The organism is Blastopirellula sediminis (assembly GCF_020966755.1).
Lineage (GTDB): Bacteria > Planctomycetota > Planctomycetia > Pirellulales > Pirellulaceae > Blastopirellula > Blastopirellula sediminis.
Genome location: NZ_JAJKFT010000010.1, coordinates 3,548,550 through 3,564,168 on the forward strand (window position 1 = coordinate 3,548,550; position 15,619 = coordinate 3,564,168).

The window sequence follows — 15,619 nt, forward strand, 5'->3', positions numbered from 1 at the left end:
ATTCTTTAGCTTACATTCTTTTGACGTATCTCGGCAAAGAGAATGCAAAAATAGGACGCAACTGCGTTCTTCGCTCCCTCAGGGTTATATACGCAACTGGTTGTAGCAATTATTCACCCCTCCGCCTATTTCGAGGGGGTTAAGTTGCGTTAACTTCCCAGCTTTTTCAAGATCTGGCCCGCCTCTTCGATCTGGGGGCGAGCGACGTCGAGATGGGTCACCGCGCGAACTCCTTGGCCGCTGATCGCCATCATGGCGACGCCGGCCTCCTTGAGTTGAGAGACGAACTGGGCCGCGGTGCCGATTTTCGGATCGACCTGGAAAATCACAATGTTGGTGTCGACCGTCTCCGGCGTCAGCGACAGATGGGCCGATTCGCGAATCGCCGCGGCCAGAACCTGGGCGTGCTCGTGATCGTAGACCAGACGTTCGCGATGGTGCTGAAGTCCATAGAGGGCCCCCGCCGCGATGACGCCGGCTTGTCGCATGCCGCCGCCGAATAGCTTGCGATGGCGACGCGCTTCTCGCATCATGTCGGCCGGACCTGCGAGACACGAACCGACCGGAGCTCCGAGTCCCTTGCTAAAGCAGACGCTGACTGTGTCAAAGTGCTGGCTCCAATCGGCCAGTGAGATGCCGGTCGCCGCGACGGCATTGAAGAGCCTCGCCCCATCCAAGTGAGTGATCAGCCCGGCGTCGTGCGCCCAGCGGCAGATTTTCTCGACGTTTTCGTACGGCTGAATCTTGCCGGCGCCACGATTGTGCGTGTTTTCGAGACAAACCAGGCGCGTTCGGACCATGTGGTCGTTTTCGGGACGGATCAGTCCGTTGTTCAGCTGCTCCGGTTTGAGAACGCCATATTCCCCTTCGATCGTGCGCGTCGCGATGCCGCTCAGCTGGGCGAAGGCCGCTTGCTCATAGTTGTACACATGGCAACCGACTTCGCAGATGAACTCGTCCCCAGGCTTGCAGTGGATCCGGATTGCGATCTGGTTGGTCATGCTGCCGGACGGCATGTAAACGGCCGCTTCTTTTCCCAACAGCTCGGCGGTCATCCGCTCCAGACGGTCGACGGTCGGATCGATGTCGATCACGGCGTCTCCCACTTCGGCGTTGGCCATCGCGGTGCGCATAGTCGGGGTCGGTTGCGTGACGGTATCGCTGCGGAGGTCGATCATGGCGGCGCCTTCTGGGCGGAAGTGAGGCGAAAAAGGGAAGTTCCGTCCTTCAATTATCCGCTTTCTGCGCCAACAGCCAAGCCGACGGGGGATTGGGGGCTATCGGAGTCATTCGCCAAGCGGCCCCAATCGAGTAGGATGAACGGTTTCCCCGCAGCCTTCCGCTAGCCGCAGAGAGTCCTTTGGACGACGCTTACGACTTATTGGCCGCCGCCGCGTTCGGCATCGAGAAGGTCGCTGCGCGCCAGATCGAACAACTGGGCTATGAACCGAAGATCATCGGCTCGGGAAAAATCTTGTTCCGCGGCACAATGGCCGACGTCGCGAAGACCAATCTTTGGCTCCGGACCGCCGATCGCGTCTTGATCCGTTTGGGAGCGTTCAAGGCGGATGACTTTGGACTCTTGTTCGACGGCGTGCGGGCGCTACCGTGGGAAAAGTTCATCCCGGCCGACGGCTGCTTTCCGGTCAACGGACGTTCGCTGAAGTCGCAACTTTCGAGCGTCCCTGCTTGCCAGAAGATCGTGAAGAAGGCGATCGTCGAACGACTCTTGGCCGAGCATGGCGTCAGCGAGCTTCCCGAAACCGGTCCCCGAATCACGGTCGAAGTGGCGCTGCTGGAAGACGAAGCGACGCTCACCATCGACACGACCGGCGCCAGTTTGCACAAGCGCGGCTATCGCAAGTTGGTCGGTCCGGCGCCGCTGAAAGAGACGCTCGCCGCCGCGCTGATCGACCTGAGCTACTGGAAGCCGGGGCGTCCGCTAATCGATCCGTTCTGCGGCAGCGGCACGATTCCGATCGAAGCGGCGCTGATCGCGCGAAACTTCGCCCCCGGTTTGACGCGCGAGTTCGACTTTGAAAGTTGGCCCCTCACCTCGCCCGAGATGATGTCGGACCTGCGAGCCGACGCTCGTAAGGCGAAGCTCAAAAAGCTCGATCGGCCGCTCCTGGGATTTGATACCGACGCTGACGTCTTGAAACTGGCTCGCCAACATGCCAACACCGCCGGCGTGGCGCACGATGTGATTTTCGAGCAACGCGACTTCCGCGATCTGCGCAGCGATGACGAATATGGCTGCGTCATCACCAATCCGCCCTATGGCGAGCGGATCGGCGAACGCCGCGAACTGATCGAGCTTTATAGGTCGTTCCCGCATGTGCTGCGGCATTTGCCGACATGGTCGCACTATGTGCTGACCGCCGAGTCGCAGTTTGAACGCTTGATCGGACAGAGCGCCGATCGCCGCCGGAAGATTTACAACGGCCGGATCGAGTGCCAGCTTTATCAGTTCTTCGGGCCGCGTCCGCCGAAAACTGAACAGGCTCCGGCGGAGGCCGAAGTTGAAACGGTCGACGTCGACGATACGCCGCAGGAAGTGAAGATCGAAGCGGCGCCGATGCCGGCCTTTGGCGGGCTAACGGCGAAAGCGGACGAACAGGCCGAACTGTTCACCAATCGCTTGGTCAAGCTTCAGCGTCACTTGCGCCGCTGGCCGAAGCGCGGGATCTATTGCTATCGCTTGTATGAACGTGACATTCCGGAGATCCCGCTCGTCGTCGATCGCTATCACGATTACTTGCATCTGAGCGAATACGAACGCCCTCACGATCGGACGCCGGCGCAACATGCGGAGTGGCTCGATCGGATGGCCGACGTCGCGGCCGATGCGCTGGAGATCCCGCGCGAGAATGTCTTCGGCAAGACCCGCGTCGTCCAGCGCGGCGATCAACAGCATGAGCGGCAAGATGACCGCCGCGTGACGATCGACGCCGAAGAAGGTGGATTGAAGTTCGAGGTCAATCTTTCGGACTACGTCGATACCGGGTTGTTCCTCGATCACCGCGTCGCGCGCGGCATGGTGCGGGATGAGGCGAAGGGAAAGCATTTTCTCAATCTCTTCTGCTACACCGGCGCCTTTTCGGTTTACGCCGCCGATGGCGGAGCGGCCAGCACTACGTCGGTCGACCTTTCGCCCACCTACCTGGCGTGGGCTGATCGCAACTTGCGGCGAAATGGGTTCCGTGGTCCCGAGCATCGATTGCTGCAGGGGGACGTGATGGAATGGTTGCGGGCTCCGGTCGAAGAGACGTACGACTTGGCGGTGATCGACGTGCCGACCTTCTCCAACAGCAAGCGAACCGAGACGGTCTGGGACGTCCAGCAGGACTATGTCGAGGCGCTCGAGCTGCTGATCGACCGGATGGCGCCGGAGGGGGTGATCTACTTTTCGACCAACTTCCGCCGGTTCAAATTCGACGAATCGCTTTTCGAGGGGGTCTCGATTCGGGAGATCTCGAAACGGACCGTCCCCGAAGATTTCCGGAATAAACGAATCCATCGCTGTTGGCGGATGGTCGTTCGCCCCTAGTTTGGGCGGGGGCTACCCTTTCGTGATCGACCTCCAGCGAACAAAATGGGACTCTTCCCTGTCCTGTGGACCGACTTCCCACCTTTGTAACGCCGCTTGAAAGCCCGATGGCCGAAATCGCTTTGAACATCGCTCGTATCGACGCCCGGCAGGACGACGTCGCCGCACGTCTGGCCGAACTTCGCGAAAAGCTGAGCCCCCGCGGAAACGTGGTGAGCGAAGCAGGCCGCCGCCGAACGATCGAAACGTTTGGCGAGCCCCTCTCGCCGCAGCAAGTGGTCGAGCGAATCTGTCACGAAGTGCAGACCGAAGGCCTGGCCGCCGTCCTCCGTTACAGCGAAAAGCTGGACGGCAAGAAGCTGACGGCCGAAACGATTCGCGTTCCGCAGGCCGAGCTGGAAGCGGCGCATGCCGCCGCGGCGCCCGAGTTTCTGGAAACGATCCGCAAGATCCGTGAGAACATCTGGGAGTTCCAAACGGCGATCCTGCACAAAGACGTGCAAGTTGATCGGCCCGACGGCATCTTCCTCCGCCAGCGTTACTTGCCGCTGCAGCGAGCCGGGCTTTGCGTTCCTGGCGGCGCGGCCGCGTATCCTTCGACCGTGCTGATGACCGCCGTACCGGCTTTGGCGGCTGGCGTCAAAGAACTGGTCGTCGTCGCTCCGCCGACTCCGTTTGGTTCGTACAACGCGGACCTGCTGGCGACCTGTCATGAACTGGGCGTAACCGAAGTCTATCGAATGGGGGGCGCTCAAGCGGTCGCCGCAATGGCTTACGGCGTCGAAGGGATTCCGCAGGTCGACAAGATTGTCGGTCCCGGCAACTTGTTCGTCGCACTGGCGAAGAAGCATGTCTATGGCGAAGTCGATATCGACTCGATCGCTGGGCCGAGCGAAGTGGTGGTGATCGCCGACGAGACGACTCGCGCTGACTACACCGCCGCCGACTTGCTCGCGCAAGCCGAACACGCACCGGGCGCCAGTATCTTGATCACCTGGAGTCCTGAGACGCTGGAAGCGACTTACGCCGAGCTGAATCGTCAGGTCGCATTGCTCGAACGTTGCGATCTGACGGTGCAGAGCCTGGAAGCGTTCGGCTGTTTGATCTTGGCCGAAAGCGAAGAGCAGGCCTGCCAACTGGCCAATGAGATCGCGCCGGAGCATCTGCACATCGCCACCGACAGTGCGGAGTCGCTGCTCGACAAGATTCCCAGCGCCGGGGCGACCTTCCTGGGGAATTACGCTCCGGTGGCGCTCGGCGACTATGCTGCGGGACCTTCGCACGTGTTGCCGACGGGCGGAACGGCTCGCTGGGCGAGCGGACTTTCGGCCAACGATTTTCTCCGCTCCAGCAGCGTGATTCATTACACCGAGGCGGGCATTCGCGCGATTGCCCCGCACGTGCAGCGAATGGCGGACAAAGAAGGGCTGACCGCCCACCGCCGCAGCGTTGATATTCGCGTTTCCTAATTCTCCTACCTTCGAGTCTGCGCTATGTCTTTCGTGCGACCTGAGATCGACGCGATGGCCGGCTATGTGCCGGGCGAACAGCCGCAAGCCGGCAAGTTCATCAAGCTGAACACCAACGAAAATCCGTATCCGCCGTCGGCCGCGGTCAATCGCGCGATCAAAGAACGTCTCGATCAGGGACTCGAACGTTATCCCGATCCGATGGCGACCTCGTTTCGGATGCGTGCCGCCGAAGTGCTCGGCGTTGAGCCTGACTGGATCCTCTGCGGTAACGGCAGCGACGATATTCTGACGATCGTGACTCGCGCTTTCGTCGGTACCGGCCAATGGCTGCGTCTGCCGACCCCCAGCTACGTCTTGTACAAGACGCTGGCCGAGATCCAAGGCGCCGATAGCGAAGAGATCGCATTCAACGACGATTGGTCGTTGCCTGAAGCTTTTTCGACCGGCAGCAATCAGTTGCGGCTCGCCTTCCTGCCGAACCCCAACAGTCCCTCCGGTACGGTCGTTCCCAAAGATCAAATCGCCGCGGCGGCCGATGCGCTCCCCTGCCCTTTGCTGGTTGACGAAGCGTATGTCGATTTCGCCAATGAGAACTGCATCGACCTGGTGAAGCAGAACGACAAGGTTCTGGTGTCCCGCACGCTGAGCAAGTCGTATGCTCTCGCCGGACTCCGGTTTGGTTATGTCGTCGCCCAGCCGCATGTGATCGCTCAGTTGATGAAGGTAAAGGACTCGTACAACTGCGACGCCCTGTCGATCGCCGGCGCTACGGCCGCGATTGACGACCAGGAATGGCTCCGGACGAATCGGGCGAAGGTGATCAAAACGCGGCAGCGGATGACCGATAAAATGCGTGAAATCGGTTTCACCGTACCTGACTCGCAGGCAAATTTCGTCTGGGGGACCTACCCCGGGAAGAATCTGAAGGCGCTGTACGAGTTTCTCAAACAGAATCGAGTGCTTGTCCGATACATGCACTATCCGAATTACGAACCGGGAATTCGCATCTCGGTCGGCGGCGAAGATCAAATTGACGCCTGTCTGATGTTGATCGAAACCGCGTTGGCTCAAGGAATCGCTTAAGATGTCGCGCACCGCGAAAATCAGCCGTCAAACGGCCGAAACGCAAATCGAACTGGAACTGAACCTCGACGGCGAGGGGAAAAGCGAAATCTCGACCGGCGTCGGCTTCTTCGACCACATGCTCGAGTTGTTCACGCGGCATGGTTGCTTCGATCTGAAGGTCAAAGCGAACGGCGACTTGCACGTCGATCAGCACCACACCGTCGAAGACGTCGGCATCTGCTTGGGCCAGGCGATTCGCCAGGCGATCGGCGACAAGAAGGGAATTCGCCGCTACGGGCACTTCACGTTGCCGATGGAAGAGACCCTGTGCACCACGGCGATCGATCTGTCGGGACGCTACTTCCTGGTCTTCAACGCTCAGTTCCATTCCCCGAAGATCGGCGAGTTCGATAGCGAACTGGTCGAAGACTTCTGGCAATCGACGGCGGCGAACGCCCTCTGCAATCTGCACGTCAACGTCTTCTATAGCCGCAACAGCCACCACGTCGCCGAAGCGATCTTCAAATCGGCCGCTCGGGCGCTGCGAATGGCGGTGGAACACGACCCGCGGATGCCGGGCGTTCCGAGCACCAAGGGAACGTTGTCGGAATAGCGCAACGCGGCAATTCAATTGGCATTGGTTGTAGCGTTTGCTTCCTGCAACGCTTGCGGTTTTAGCGAAGTTCAATAAAAAACGGCTGATCATTCGTCCGAATGACCAGCCGTTCTGTTTTTCAATCTCTGACCTAGGCAACTAGTCGTTGATATAGGTCTCGAGGAACCGAGCCAAGCGGTGGAAGTCGCTCATCGGGTTGATGTAGCGGACGACCGTGACCAGGGTCTTCGGATCGACCAGGTTCTCGAACGCCACGTAGTGCAGGTTCAGCTGGCCCGAGACCGAGACCATCACGCCGTTCAGGCCTTCTTCGACCAGGGCGCGGTAGGCGCCGACGCCGAGTTGGCTGCCGAGCATCACGTCGAAGGCGTGCGGCTTCGAGCAGCGGGCTTCGTAGCCGAGCTGGAGGCCGGTCACTTTGCGGCCGCGGCCGGTCTGTTCTTCGTAACGCTTCGAGATCCACTTGGCGAATTGGCGGCCAAGGCTCACGTCGGTGATCGAGATGTGGCCGTGGTCGTCGCGTTTGATCCCTTCCAGGTATTCCGGCGGTAGCAGTTCGGCCAGGCCTTCGGCCAGGATGATCACGCCGAAACGTTTGCCTTCGGCTTCGCGGGCGAGCATCGTTTTGACGATGCGATCAACCACTTTCTCGACGTTCATCACCTTCTTGATGCGGCCGTCGACTTCTTCTTCCCGGGCGACGTAGTCGCCGGTAATGTCTTCGACGCTGATCACCAAGCTCGCTTCGCCGGCGATCGCGGTACCGTACGGCAGCCAGCCGGCGCTGCGGCCCATGCATTCGACCAGGAAGTAGGCCTGCCCCGCTTCCGCATCGTAAAGCAGGTTGCGGATTTCGTTGGCCAGGAAGTCGACTGCGGTGAAGTAACCGAACGTGAAGTCGATCCCCATGTAGTCGTTGTCGATCGTCTTCGGCAAGTGAACGACCGGGATCTTGTGGCTACCTTCCGGCAGCGTCTCTTGGTACATCTTGAACTTGTTGGCGGTCTTCAGCGTATCGTCGCCGCCGATCGAGATCAGCGCGTCGACGCCGAGCGAGCAAAGGGCTTCGTAGACCGTCTTCAGCGGCTTGGAGCGTTCCGGATCGCTCAAGTGATCGGGGTGCGAGACCTGCTTGCCCGGGTTGGCGCGAGCGGTGCCGATCATGATCCCCTGCTGAGCGCGAGACCGCGACAGAGCCTGGTGATCGAGCATGATGTAGTCGCGGCCGAGCTCCATCGGGCGGTCTTCGCCGAACTGCATCAGGTTCGAGTAGCCGTGCTTAATGCCGAGCACTTCGACGTCGTTGCGGAGGAACGAAACCGCCGCGGTCGAAATCACCGCATTGGCGGCCGGCGCCGGACCACCGGCGAACAGGATCGCCACACGGCGGAAGTTGTGTTGCTTTTTCGGGGGACGTGCCAGCGTGTTCGACATGGGTGACTCCTGACGGACCGGTGAAAGCGGACGCGTTTCGGCGTATTTGGTAACTACTGCCGATTTTGCGGCAGGGAGAGTAACGATTTGATTGTATTGAGCGGGGGCTGCGCCACAAGTTTACCCACTTTACGCTGGGGTTTAAAATTTCCCCCTGCTGACGAGTCAGGCGACCGTATGGGAAACCTGACGCCGCAACAGCGATGGTGAGGCGCTGCGTTGCGCGTTGAAGAACGAGCGCAAACGCAAAATTTTTATTCGCATGTCGTAGCGGCGGCCCGCTACGACTGCAAAAAGGTCCGTTCGACGAACGTGGTGTCGATCTTCCCTTCGGCGAAGGCCGAGTGGTTTAGCAACATCTTGTGGAACGGCGCCGTGGTGCGGATGCCGTCGGTCCGGATCTCGTCGAGCGCTCGCAGCATGCAGCGAATCGCGTCTTCGCGCGTCTTGCGATGGACGATCAGCTTTCCGATCATCGAATCGTAATGAGGCGGAACGGTGTAGCCGGCGGAGACGTGCGAATCGAAACGAACGCCGGGGCCGCCGGGAGCGATGAATCGCTCGATTTTGCCGGGGCACGGCATGAAGTTGCGATCGGGATCTTCGGCGTTGATGCGACATTCAATCGCGGCGCCTTGGATCTTGATGTCTTCCTGGGTGAACGGCAGCTTTTCGCCGGCCGCGACCCGAATCTGCGTCTGGATCAGGTCGATGCCGGTCACCATTTCGGTTACCGGGTGTTCGACCTGGATGCGCGCGTTGACTTCGATGAAGTAGAAGTTTTCGTCCTTGTCGACGATGAACTCGACCGTACCGGCGTTGTGGTAGTTGGCGCCTTGGATCATGCGAACCGCCGCGGCGCAGATCGCTTCGCGGGTTTCGGGCGATAGGTTCGGCGCCGGGCTTTCTTCGATCAGCTTCTGGTGGCGACGCTGCGTTGAGCATTCGCGCTCGTACAAGTGAACGACGTTGCCATGCTGGTCGGCGATCACCTGGACTTCGACGTGACGCGGGTGCTCGACATACTTTTCGAGATAGACGCCGCCATTGCCGAAGGCGGCTTGGGCTTCGGTCTGGGCTTGCTGCAGCGCGGTCTTCAGGACCAGGTCGTTTGCGGCGACGCGCATCCCTTTACCGCCGCCGCCGGCAGTCGCTTTGATCAGAACCGGGAAGCCGATCTGGTGGGCGATTTTCATCGCCTCTTCGTGATCTTCGATCAGCCCGTCCGAACCGGGCACGACCGGCACGCTGGCTTCGCGAGCCATCTTGCGAGCTTCGTTCTTATCGCCGAGACGCTGCATCGCGTCAGGCGAAGGACCGATGAAGTCGATGTTGCAACTGCGGCAGATCTCGTTGAACTGGGCGTTCTCCGCCAAAAAGCCGTAGCCGGGATGGATCGCTTCGACGTTGCCGACTTCGGCGGCGCTGATGACGCGATCGATCTTCAGGTAGCTTTGGGCGCTTTTGGCCGGGCCGACGCAATATGCTTCGTCGGCCAGTTCGAGATACGACGCGCCGCGATCGGCTTCGCTGTAGATAGCGACCGTTTCGACGCCAAGTTCTTTACACGCGCGAATAATACGCAGGGCGATTTCGCCGCGATTCGCGATCAGAATGCGGTTATACATGGGGTGGTCCGGATGCGGGACGGAGACGCGCGACTTAGCCGCGCGGGTCAACCTTGAACAACGGCTGGCCGTATTCGACCGGGTCTTCATTCTTGGCCAGGACGGCGACGATCTTGCCGGTCATTTCGGCTTTGATTTCGTTGAAGACCTTCATCGCTTCGATGATGCAGACGACCGACTCTTCGCCGATGTGATCGCCGACTTTGGCGAAATTCTCGGAGTCCGGTTTCGGCTTGGCGTAGAACGTGCCGACCATCGGGCTGTTGATCGTCACCAGGTGCGAGTCTTCGGCGGCGGCCGACGGAGCGGCGGCGCTGCTGGCGACCGGGGCCGGAGCCGCAGCGACCGGCATCGGGGCCGGGGCGTAAGCGACGGCCGAGCCGCGCTTCATCTGAATCTGCTTTTCCCCTTCCCGGAGGTCGATTTCCGAAAGCTCGTGCTCTTTCATCAGTTCGATGAGTTGTCGCAATCGATCGAGATCAAAGACGCCGCCGGTAGCGGGCTCGGACTTGGCCATGGATGGAAGGTCTCCGGAACGCGGCTTACGTGCCGCTTGGTCTTATGGGAAAGGAAGCGTTAACGATCAGTCGATAACGCTCTCGTCGAAATCTTTCGGTACGCTGGTTAAAACTTCGTGGCCGGTTTTTGTGACCAGCACATCGTCCTCAATGCGGACGCCGCCAAACCCAGGAATATAGATGCCCGGCTCCACGGTGACCACCATGCCTACCTGCAGGGGGCGGGTTTGAGAACTGTTAAATCGGGGCGACTCATGGACGTTGAGGCCGATTCCATGGCCCAGGCCATGACCGAATCGCTTGCCAAAACCGGCCTCGGCGATCACATCGCGGGCCGTTTTATCAACGTCGCACAGCAACGCGCCAGGCTTGATCGCATCGATCGCGCGGAGCTGGGCCTGCAAGACAATGTCGTAAATCCGCTTGATTTTGGGCGAAATTTTACCGGTCGCTAAAACACGCGTCAAGTCGCTCACGTACCCCCCTACGACCGCTCCCCAGTCGATCAAAACGAAGCTGTCTTCGCCGATCTTCTTGTCGGTGGGAACGCCATGAGGAAGGGCCGCTCGCTCTCCCACGCCGACGATCGGCGGAAAGCTGAGCCCGGAGCCGCCAAAGCGACGGACTTGATATTCGAGGTCGGCGGCGACTTGCCGCTCGGTCTGTTCCTTGTGCATCGCGGCGCGAACCGCGGCGAACGCCTTCTCGGCACAGTGGATCGCCTGACGGATCGTCGCGATCTCCTCGGCGTCTTTGATCTCGCGGAGCTCTTCTACTAGTCCCGTGGTGGGAATTAGCGAAACGCCGGTCAGCTTTTCGGCGAGCGTGTCGCGCTCGGCGACAGTGACCGAAGCGGCTTCAAACGCGAGCTGGTTGACCCCCACCGATTTGACCAGTTTTTGCACGGTCGCCAGGATCGACTTGCCGGGAGCGCGGCTGGCGAGCTCCAGCCCGGGGCATTGTTCTTCGACCTGTTGCGAATAGCGGGGATCGCTGAGGAGCACTTCCGTATCGGCCGAGACCAGCAGATAGCTGTCATGGCCGGTGAACCCCGTCAGGTAGGTGACGTTCGAGACGTTGGTCACCAGGATCGCAGACGCGCCGCTCTTCTTCACCAAGCGGCGAAGCTTGTTGCGTCGGGCTGCGAAGCGATCGTGATCGGCTGGCGGCATCGGCGGTTCGGCGAACGGGGGAAGTTAGTGTAAACTCGGGAAGCGTTAGTTGCTCAAAGTCTGATTTTTCGGGTTTTTCGTTTCTCCGCAAGAATGGCGAACCCTCCACAGGGTGACTATTCTTCCCTTTTTTTCACAAACGTGATTGTCAATCATGCCGAAGAAGAGCCCCTGGATTGTCGATGTGACGCTCGAGAACTTCGAGGCCGAGGTGCTGGAGCGCTCGCGTGAGGTCCCGGTCATTGTCGATTTTTGGGCCGTTTGGTGTCAGCCTTGCCAATTGTTGATGCCGATTCTCGAAAAGCTGGCCATCGAAATGGATGGCAAGTTCCGCTTGGCCAAAGCCAATACCGAGGAAGTTCCGCAGCTGGCGGCCAGTTTCAACGTCCAAGGGGTTCCGGCCGTATTTGCAGTGCGCGATGGGGCGATAATCGACTTCTTTGATGGGATGCGACCGGAAGATTTTGTCCGCGACTGGATCAAGCGGCAGTTTCCGAGCGAAGCCGAAAAGCTGCTGTACGAGGTTCGCAACACGCTGGGGATTGATCCGGCCGAGGTCGAAGCGAAGCTGCTGCAGGCGATCGAACTCGACCCGAAACTCGACGTCGCCAAGACGATGCTCGCCGAGCACCTCTACGAACAGCATCGGGATGATGACGCTGCGAAGTGGATTGCGTCGCTGGAAGAACGAGGCTTTCTCGAACCGGAAGCGGCCAAGGTGAAAGCGGCGATAGAGCTACGCAAACTGGGCGCCGCCGCAGGCGGTGTGGACGATTGCCGCGCGGAACTCGCCGCGGCGCCCGATGATCCGGAGAAGCTGATGAAGCTGGCCGAAGCGCTCGCGGCGGCGGGGCAGTTTCAAGAGTCGCTCGACACGGCCCTGGCGGTGGTCCGGAAGGATCGCGCCGGCCAAGGAGAAACGGCGCGACAACTGATGGTCGATATCTTTCGCCAGTTGGCGGACGACGAAGAGTTGGTTAACGACTATCGAAGGAAACTGGCGGCGGCGTTGTATTAAGCCAATCTACGCTCAGGTCCGGAAAGTCGGTGCAAACGTCGTCCACCCCTGCGACATCGAATAGGCCTTCGTGCAGCGCTGCGATCGAAGGGCAGTTCGGCGGCAGATCATCGCGACGGACGACGCCGCTGACGACGCGTAGACTGGCGGCATGCGCCAGCTTGGTGAAGTCGCCGCTGTGAGGCGCGCCGTTCTTATCCCAAGTGACGACGCGAGGGAGGTTCGGGAAAACGCCGTCGACGAACTTGGCCAGACTCTTCAGTCCCTCCGGCGTCGCTAGTGCGTCGTAGTCGGATCCATCGGCGCCAATCTTGCTGCCGGAGAAGATCATCATCAGGCGCCCTTTCCAGCCAAATTCTTCGCGGAAACGACGGAGCGTCGTTTGCTCAAAGCATTGAACCCAAATGGCGGAATCTTTCTCTGCTCCGTAACCATGGCGTGAAAGGACCTCGAAGACCGCTTTGGCGACGTCGTGTCCTTCCTTGGTATGAAAGGTCGGCTGCTTGATTTCGGTGAAGAGCCCGACGTTGCGGCCGGTGCTGGCGTTCAACCCTTGGATGAAACGAATCTCCTCTTCCAAGGTGTGCAGCTGATAGGTGTAGCCGTCGAGCGGGAAACGCTCGGCGTAAACCGGCTTGCCGGTTTTGGGGTTATAACGCTGCGTCGCGCTCAGCTGTTTGATCTCGGCCAGCGTGAAATCAATCGCGTAATAGCTGCCGTCCGCTCGTTTGCGATCGGGGAATCGGGTGGCGACGTCGGTGATCCCTTCCAGGTGGATGTCGTGCAGCACAAGCGGAACGTCGTCTTTGGTCAGAACGACGTCTTGTTCCAGAAAGTCGGCGCCTTGGGCGTAGGCCATCGCCTTTGAGGGCAAGCTATGTTCCGGCAGATAGCCGCTGGCGCCTCGATGGGCGAAGACCTGGTGGTCGTCAGCGAGAAGCGACGCTGGGGCCAGCAACAAGGCGATACAGAGGCAGGCGTATTTCATGATTTACGTCGGGCGGGAATTGGGATTGGAGTGGCGGCCGCATTCCCTTGCTTGCGCTGCAGGCTAGTGTTTGGTGAGATTATTCGAGAATCGCTTCCAGTAGCGGACCGAAGTCTTCGAGGTCGTCGAAGAGCAAGTCGGGATCGCTTTTCGCCAGGACTTCACGATCGAAAACGCCAGTGGCGACGGCGACCGCTTTGGCGCCGATGTGGCGAGCGCAGCGGACGTCGTTCGCGGTGTCGCCGATCACCCAGATCTGATCGCCGGCGACGGGATGTCCCAGGTGAGCCTCGCAGGCGTCCTTCGCCGCTTGGGCGACGTCGTTGCGGTCGGGATGGAGATCGCCGTAACCCCCAAACGCGAAGTGGTGCATCAGGTCGTAGTGGGTTAGCTTCAGGTAGGCGCCTTGGGCGACGTTGCCGGTCAGCAGTCCCAACGCGACGTCTTCCCGCTCGGCCAATTGATTCAGCAACGCTTCGATCCCAGGAAGAACGCGTCCCTGACGGAGCGGCAGATTACGAGCCAGGCCGGTCATGTAGCTGGTGAGAAACAATTGCCACGCTTCTTCGGTCAGCTCTTTGTTGTGAGCGTCGAACAGTTCTTTGGCGATGCCGCGGTCGGTCTTCCCGCTAACGCGAACGGCGGTCGTCTGCACATCGATGCCGGCGGTCGACTGAAACGAGTCGATCATCGCATCTTTGCCGGCGCCGTCGGTAAGGACCAAAGTGCCATCGATATCAAACAGGCAGATCTTCATACGTATCGCTTTAGGGTTGCAGTCGAGGACGTCTGCGAGGAATTCGAGTCGAAGCCTAGCGAGCCTCGGCCAGGGTGACGTCGACGTTGAGTTCTTTAGGATCGGGAGTTCCAACGCCGCGGATGACGGTTACCTGGATCACGTCGCCCACCTTGTGCTGAAACAGCTGACCGGTGATATCGGTATGATTCGTCACCGGGTGGCCGTCAATCGCGACGATCACGTCGCCGAATTTCTCGACCCCTTGCTGAGAGATGATGGTCGGTTGCAAGCCGGCCTGGGCGGCGGGGCTCCCTTCAAACACATCGCCGATCAAGGCGCCTTTCAGCTGAAGCTGACTGACCGCGGCTGCGGGAAGGACGGCGACGCCCATGTAAGGACGCGAAACTCGGCCGGTTCGCAGAATCTCGGTCGTGACGGCGTTGACCGTATCGACCGGGATCGCCAGGCCGATTCCAGAATACGCGCCTGACGGGCTGTAGATCGCCGTATTCAAGCCGATCAGCAGTCCACTGCTGTCGAGAAGCGGGCCACCGGAATTACCAGGGTTGATCGCGGCGTCGGTTTGAATCAGGTCGTTGATCGGCTGCCCCGATTCGCTACGGATCGAACGTCCAAGCCCACTGATGACGCCGGTGGTAAGCGTCTGGTCGAAACCGAAAGGATTACCGATAGCGAACACCTTCTGCCCGACTTTCAGATCTTTCGACTGGCCAACGCGGAGCGGGACCAAAGGGGCGCTTTTGGGATCGACCAGTTGCAGGACCGCGAGGTCGTTGTCGGGCGAACCGCCCAGAATGCGAGCCTCGTGCGACGATTGATCGGCGAAAGTGACGATCGCTCGTCCCCCGTTTCCCTGATCGACGTCCCGAATCACATGGTAGTTAGTGACGATATGCCCATTTTTGTCCCAAACGATGCCGCTGCCGGCCCCGGCCGGGATTTCGACCGGGTTGGCGTTCATCGAGCGGCGAGCGAACGCCGTGGTCGTGATGTAAACGACCGAGGGAGACGCCGATTCAAATAGCTCAATGGTAGACTTTTCGTCCGCGGCCAAATCCCCCCTGGCGGTCACCTCGCGAGGAACGGCGTTGGGGTCAATAACCGGTGGCTGATCGGACAGCATAAAGCTGCTGACGACCCAGGAAACCCCTAACGCAATGGCGAAGCAAAAGACGAACAGCCGCAAAAATGCGATCGCACTCGGTTGCGCCCGCTGCTCTGGCGGCATTCCAGCGCTCATGGGGCCTTTCGTAGCGTTGGAGGGCGAGGGGGGAAGGTGGCCGTCGCTCAATGAAAGAAGCTGGGGAACTAGGATTTGAACCTAGACTAACAGAGTCAGAATCTGTCGTGCTACCGTTACACTATTCCCCAATCGGTTTGTAAAGAGTATGGCGTAAG

The 15,619-nt window shown here is 59.9% G+C and carries 13 protein-coding genes and 1 tRNA gene; 5 read left to right on the forward strand and 9 right to left on the reverse strand.

What is annotated here, in order from left to right:
* Positions 1–149: 149 nt before the first annotated feature.
* Positions 150–1,178, reverse strand: coding sequence for a threonine aldolase family protein (locus LOC68_RS26035; RefSeq protein ID WP_230224612.1), 1,029 nt, complete (start codon positions 1,176–1,178; stop codon positions 150–152).
* Between the two features lie 182 nt (positions 1,179–1,360).
* On the opposite strand from LOC68_RS26035, the gene rlmKL reads away from it, so the two are divergent.
* The 4 genes from rlmKL to hisB all read left to right on the forward strand — a co-directional run bounded on the left by rlmKL (position 1,361) and on the right by hisB (position 6,700).
* A complete protein-coding gene (rlmKL, locus tag LOC68_RS26040) occupies positions 1,361–3,550 on the forward strand; it encodes a bifunctional 23S rRNA (guanine(2069)-N(7))-methyltransferase RlmK/23S rRNA (guanine(2445)-N(2))-methyltransferase RlmL (protein WP_230224621.1) in 2,190 nt (729 codons plus the stop codon).
* 107 nt (positions 3,551–3,657) lie between these two features.
* Positions 3,658–5,019, forward strand: coding sequence for a histidinol dehydrogenase (gene hisD / locus LOC68_RS26045; protein ID WP_230224623.1), 1,362 nt, complete (start codon positions 3,658–3,660; stop codon positions 5,017–5,019).
* Positions 5,020–5,043: 24 nt separating this feature from the next.
* Positions 5,044–6,105, forward strand: coding sequence for a histidinol-phosphate transaminase (hisC, locus tag LOC68_RS26050; RefSeq protein WP_230224625.1), 1,062 nt, complete (start codon positions 5,044–5,046; stop codon positions 6,103–6,105).
* A 1-nt stretch (position 6,106) separates the two neighbouring features.
* On the forward strand, positions 6,107–6,700 hold the full coding sequence (gene hisB / locus LOC68_RS26055; protein WP_230224627.1) for an imidazoleglycerol-phosphate dehydratase HisB: 594 nt from the start codon (positions 6,107–6,109) through the stop codon (positions 6,698–6,700).
* A 141-nt stretch (positions 6,701–6,841) separates the two neighbouring features.
* On the opposite strand, the gene LOC68_RS26060 is transcribed toward hisB, so the two are convergent.
* The 4 genes from LOC68_RS26060 to LOC68_RS26075 form a co-directional block, all read right to left on the reverse strand.
* Positions 6,842–8,137, reverse strand: coding sequence for a 6-phosphofructokinase (locus LOC68_RS26060; protein ID WP_230224629.1), 1,296 nt, complete (start codon positions 8,135–8,137; stop codon positions 6,842–6,844).
* Between the two features lie 281 nt (positions 8,138–8,418).
* Positions 8,419–9,765 carry an acetyl-CoA carboxylase biotin carboxylase subunit gene (accC, locus tag LOC68_RS26065; protein WP_230224642.1) on the reverse strand — a complete coding sequence of 449 codons (1,347 nt, stop codon included), beginning with the start codon at positions 9,763–9,765 and terminating at the stop codon, positions 8,419–8,421.
* 34 nt (positions 9,766–9,799) lie between these two features.
* On the reverse strand, positions 9,800–10,282 hold the full coding sequence (gene accB, locus LOC68_RS26070; RefSeq protein WP_230224644.1) for an acetyl-CoA carboxylase biotin carboxyl carrier protein: 483 nt from the start codon (positions 10,280–10,282) through the stop codon (positions 9,800–9,802).
* Positions 10,283–10,348: 66 nt separating this feature from the next.
* Positions 10,349–11,455 (reverse strand): M24 family metallopeptidase, encoded by a 1,107-nt coding sequence (locus LOC68_RS26075; protein ID WP_230224646.1) that lies wholly within the window; start codon positions 11,453–11,455, stop codon positions 10,349–10,351.
* A 154-nt stretch (positions 11,456–11,609) separates the two neighbouring features.
* On the opposite strand from LOC68_RS26075, the gene LOC68_RS26080 reads away from it, so the two are divergent.
* Positions 11,610–12,473 carry a tetratricopeptide repeat protein gene (locus tag LOC68_RS26080; protein ID WP_230224648.1) on the forward strand — a complete coding sequence of 288 codons (864 nt, stop codon included), beginning with the start codon at positions 11,610–11,612 and terminating at the stop codon, positions 12,471–12,473.
* Here the strand turns inward: LOC68_RS26080 and glpQ are convergent.
* The 4 genes from glpQ to LOC68_RS26100 all read right to left on the reverse strand — a co-directional run bounded on the left by glpQ (position 12,433) and on the right by LOC68_RS26100 (position 15,592).
* Positions 12,433–13,461, reverse strand: a complete 1,029-nt coding sequence (gene glpQ / locus LOC68_RS26085; protein WP_230224650.1) for a glycerophosphodiester phosphodiesterase — start codon at positions 13,459–13,461, stop codon at positions 12,433–12,435. The two genes, LOC68_RS26080 and glpQ, sit on opposite strands and share 41 nt — an antisense overlap.
* 79 nt (positions 13,462–13,540) lie before the next feature.
* Positions 13,541–14,218 carry an HAD family hydrolase gene (locus LOC68_RS26090; protein WP_230224652.1) on the reverse strand — a complete coding sequence of 226 codons (678 nt, stop codon included), beginning with the start codon at positions 14,216–14,218 and terminating at the stop codon, positions 13,541–13,543.
* A 55-nt stretch (positions 14,219–14,273) separates the two neighbouring features.
* Positions 14,274–15,461, reverse strand: a complete 1,188-nt coding sequence (locus LOC68_RS26095; protein WP_230224654.1) for a S1C family serine protease — start codon at positions 15,459–15,461, stop codon at positions 14,274–14,276.
* Between the two features lie 60 nt (positions 15,462–15,521).
* A tRNA-Gln gene (locus tag LOC68_RS26100) sits at positions 15,522–15,592 on the reverse strand.
* Positions 15,593–15,619: the final 27 nt, after the last annotated feature.

What these genes read in the sequence shown, in the direction of transcription:
- LOC68_RS26035 (WP_230224612.1), bottom strand. Translation starts at nt 1,178, where the DNA reads ATGATCGACCTCCGCAGCGATACCGTCACGCAACCGACCCCGACTATG.
- hisD (WP_230224623.1), top strand. Translation starts at nt 3,658, where the DNA reads ATGGCCGAAATCGCTTTGAACATCGCTCGTATCGACGCCCGGCAGGAC.
- hisC (WP_230224625.1), top strand. Translation starts at nt 5,044, where the DNA reads ATGTCTTTCGTGCGACCTGAGATCGACGCGATGGCCGGCTATGTGCCG.
- hisB (WP_230224627.1), top strand. Translation starts at nt 6,107, where the DNA reads ATGTCGCGCACCGCGAAAATCAGCCGTCAAACGGCCGAAACGCAAATC.
- LOC68_RS26060 (WP_230224629.1), bottom strand. Translation starts at nt 8,137, where the DNA reads ATGTCGAACACGCTGGCACGTCCCCCGAAAAAGCAACACAACTTCCGC.
- accC (WP_230224642.1), bottom strand. Translation starts at nt 9,765, where the DNA reads ATGTATAACCGCATTCTGATCGCGAATCGCGGCGAAATCGCCCTGCGT.
- accB (WP_230224644.1), bottom strand. Translation starts at nt 10,282, where the DNA reads ATGGCCAAGTCCGAGCCCGCTACCGGCGGCGTCTTTGATCTCGATCGA.
- LOC68_RS26075 (WP_230224646.1), bottom strand. Translation starts at nt 11,455, where the DNA reads ATGCCGCCAGCCGATCACGATCGCTTCGCAGCCCGACGCAACAAGCTT.
- LOC68_RS26080 (WP_230224648.1), top strand. Translation starts at nt 11,610, where the DNA reads ATGCCGAAGAAGAGCCCCTGGATTGTCGATGTGACGCTCGAGAACTTC.
- glpQ (WP_230224650.1), bottom strand. Translation starts at nt 13,461, where the DNA reads ATGAAATACGCCTGCCTCTGTATCGCCTTGTTGCTGGCCCCAGCGTCG.
- LOC68_RS26090 (WP_230224652.1), bottom strand. Translation starts at nt 14,218, where the DNA reads ATGAAGATCTGCCTGTTTGATATCGATGGCACTTTGGTCCTTACCGAC.
- LOC68_RS26095 (WP_230224654.1), bottom strand. Translation starts at nt 15,461, where the DNA reads ATGAGCGCTGGAATGCCGCCAGAGCAGCGGGCGCAACCGAGTGCGATC.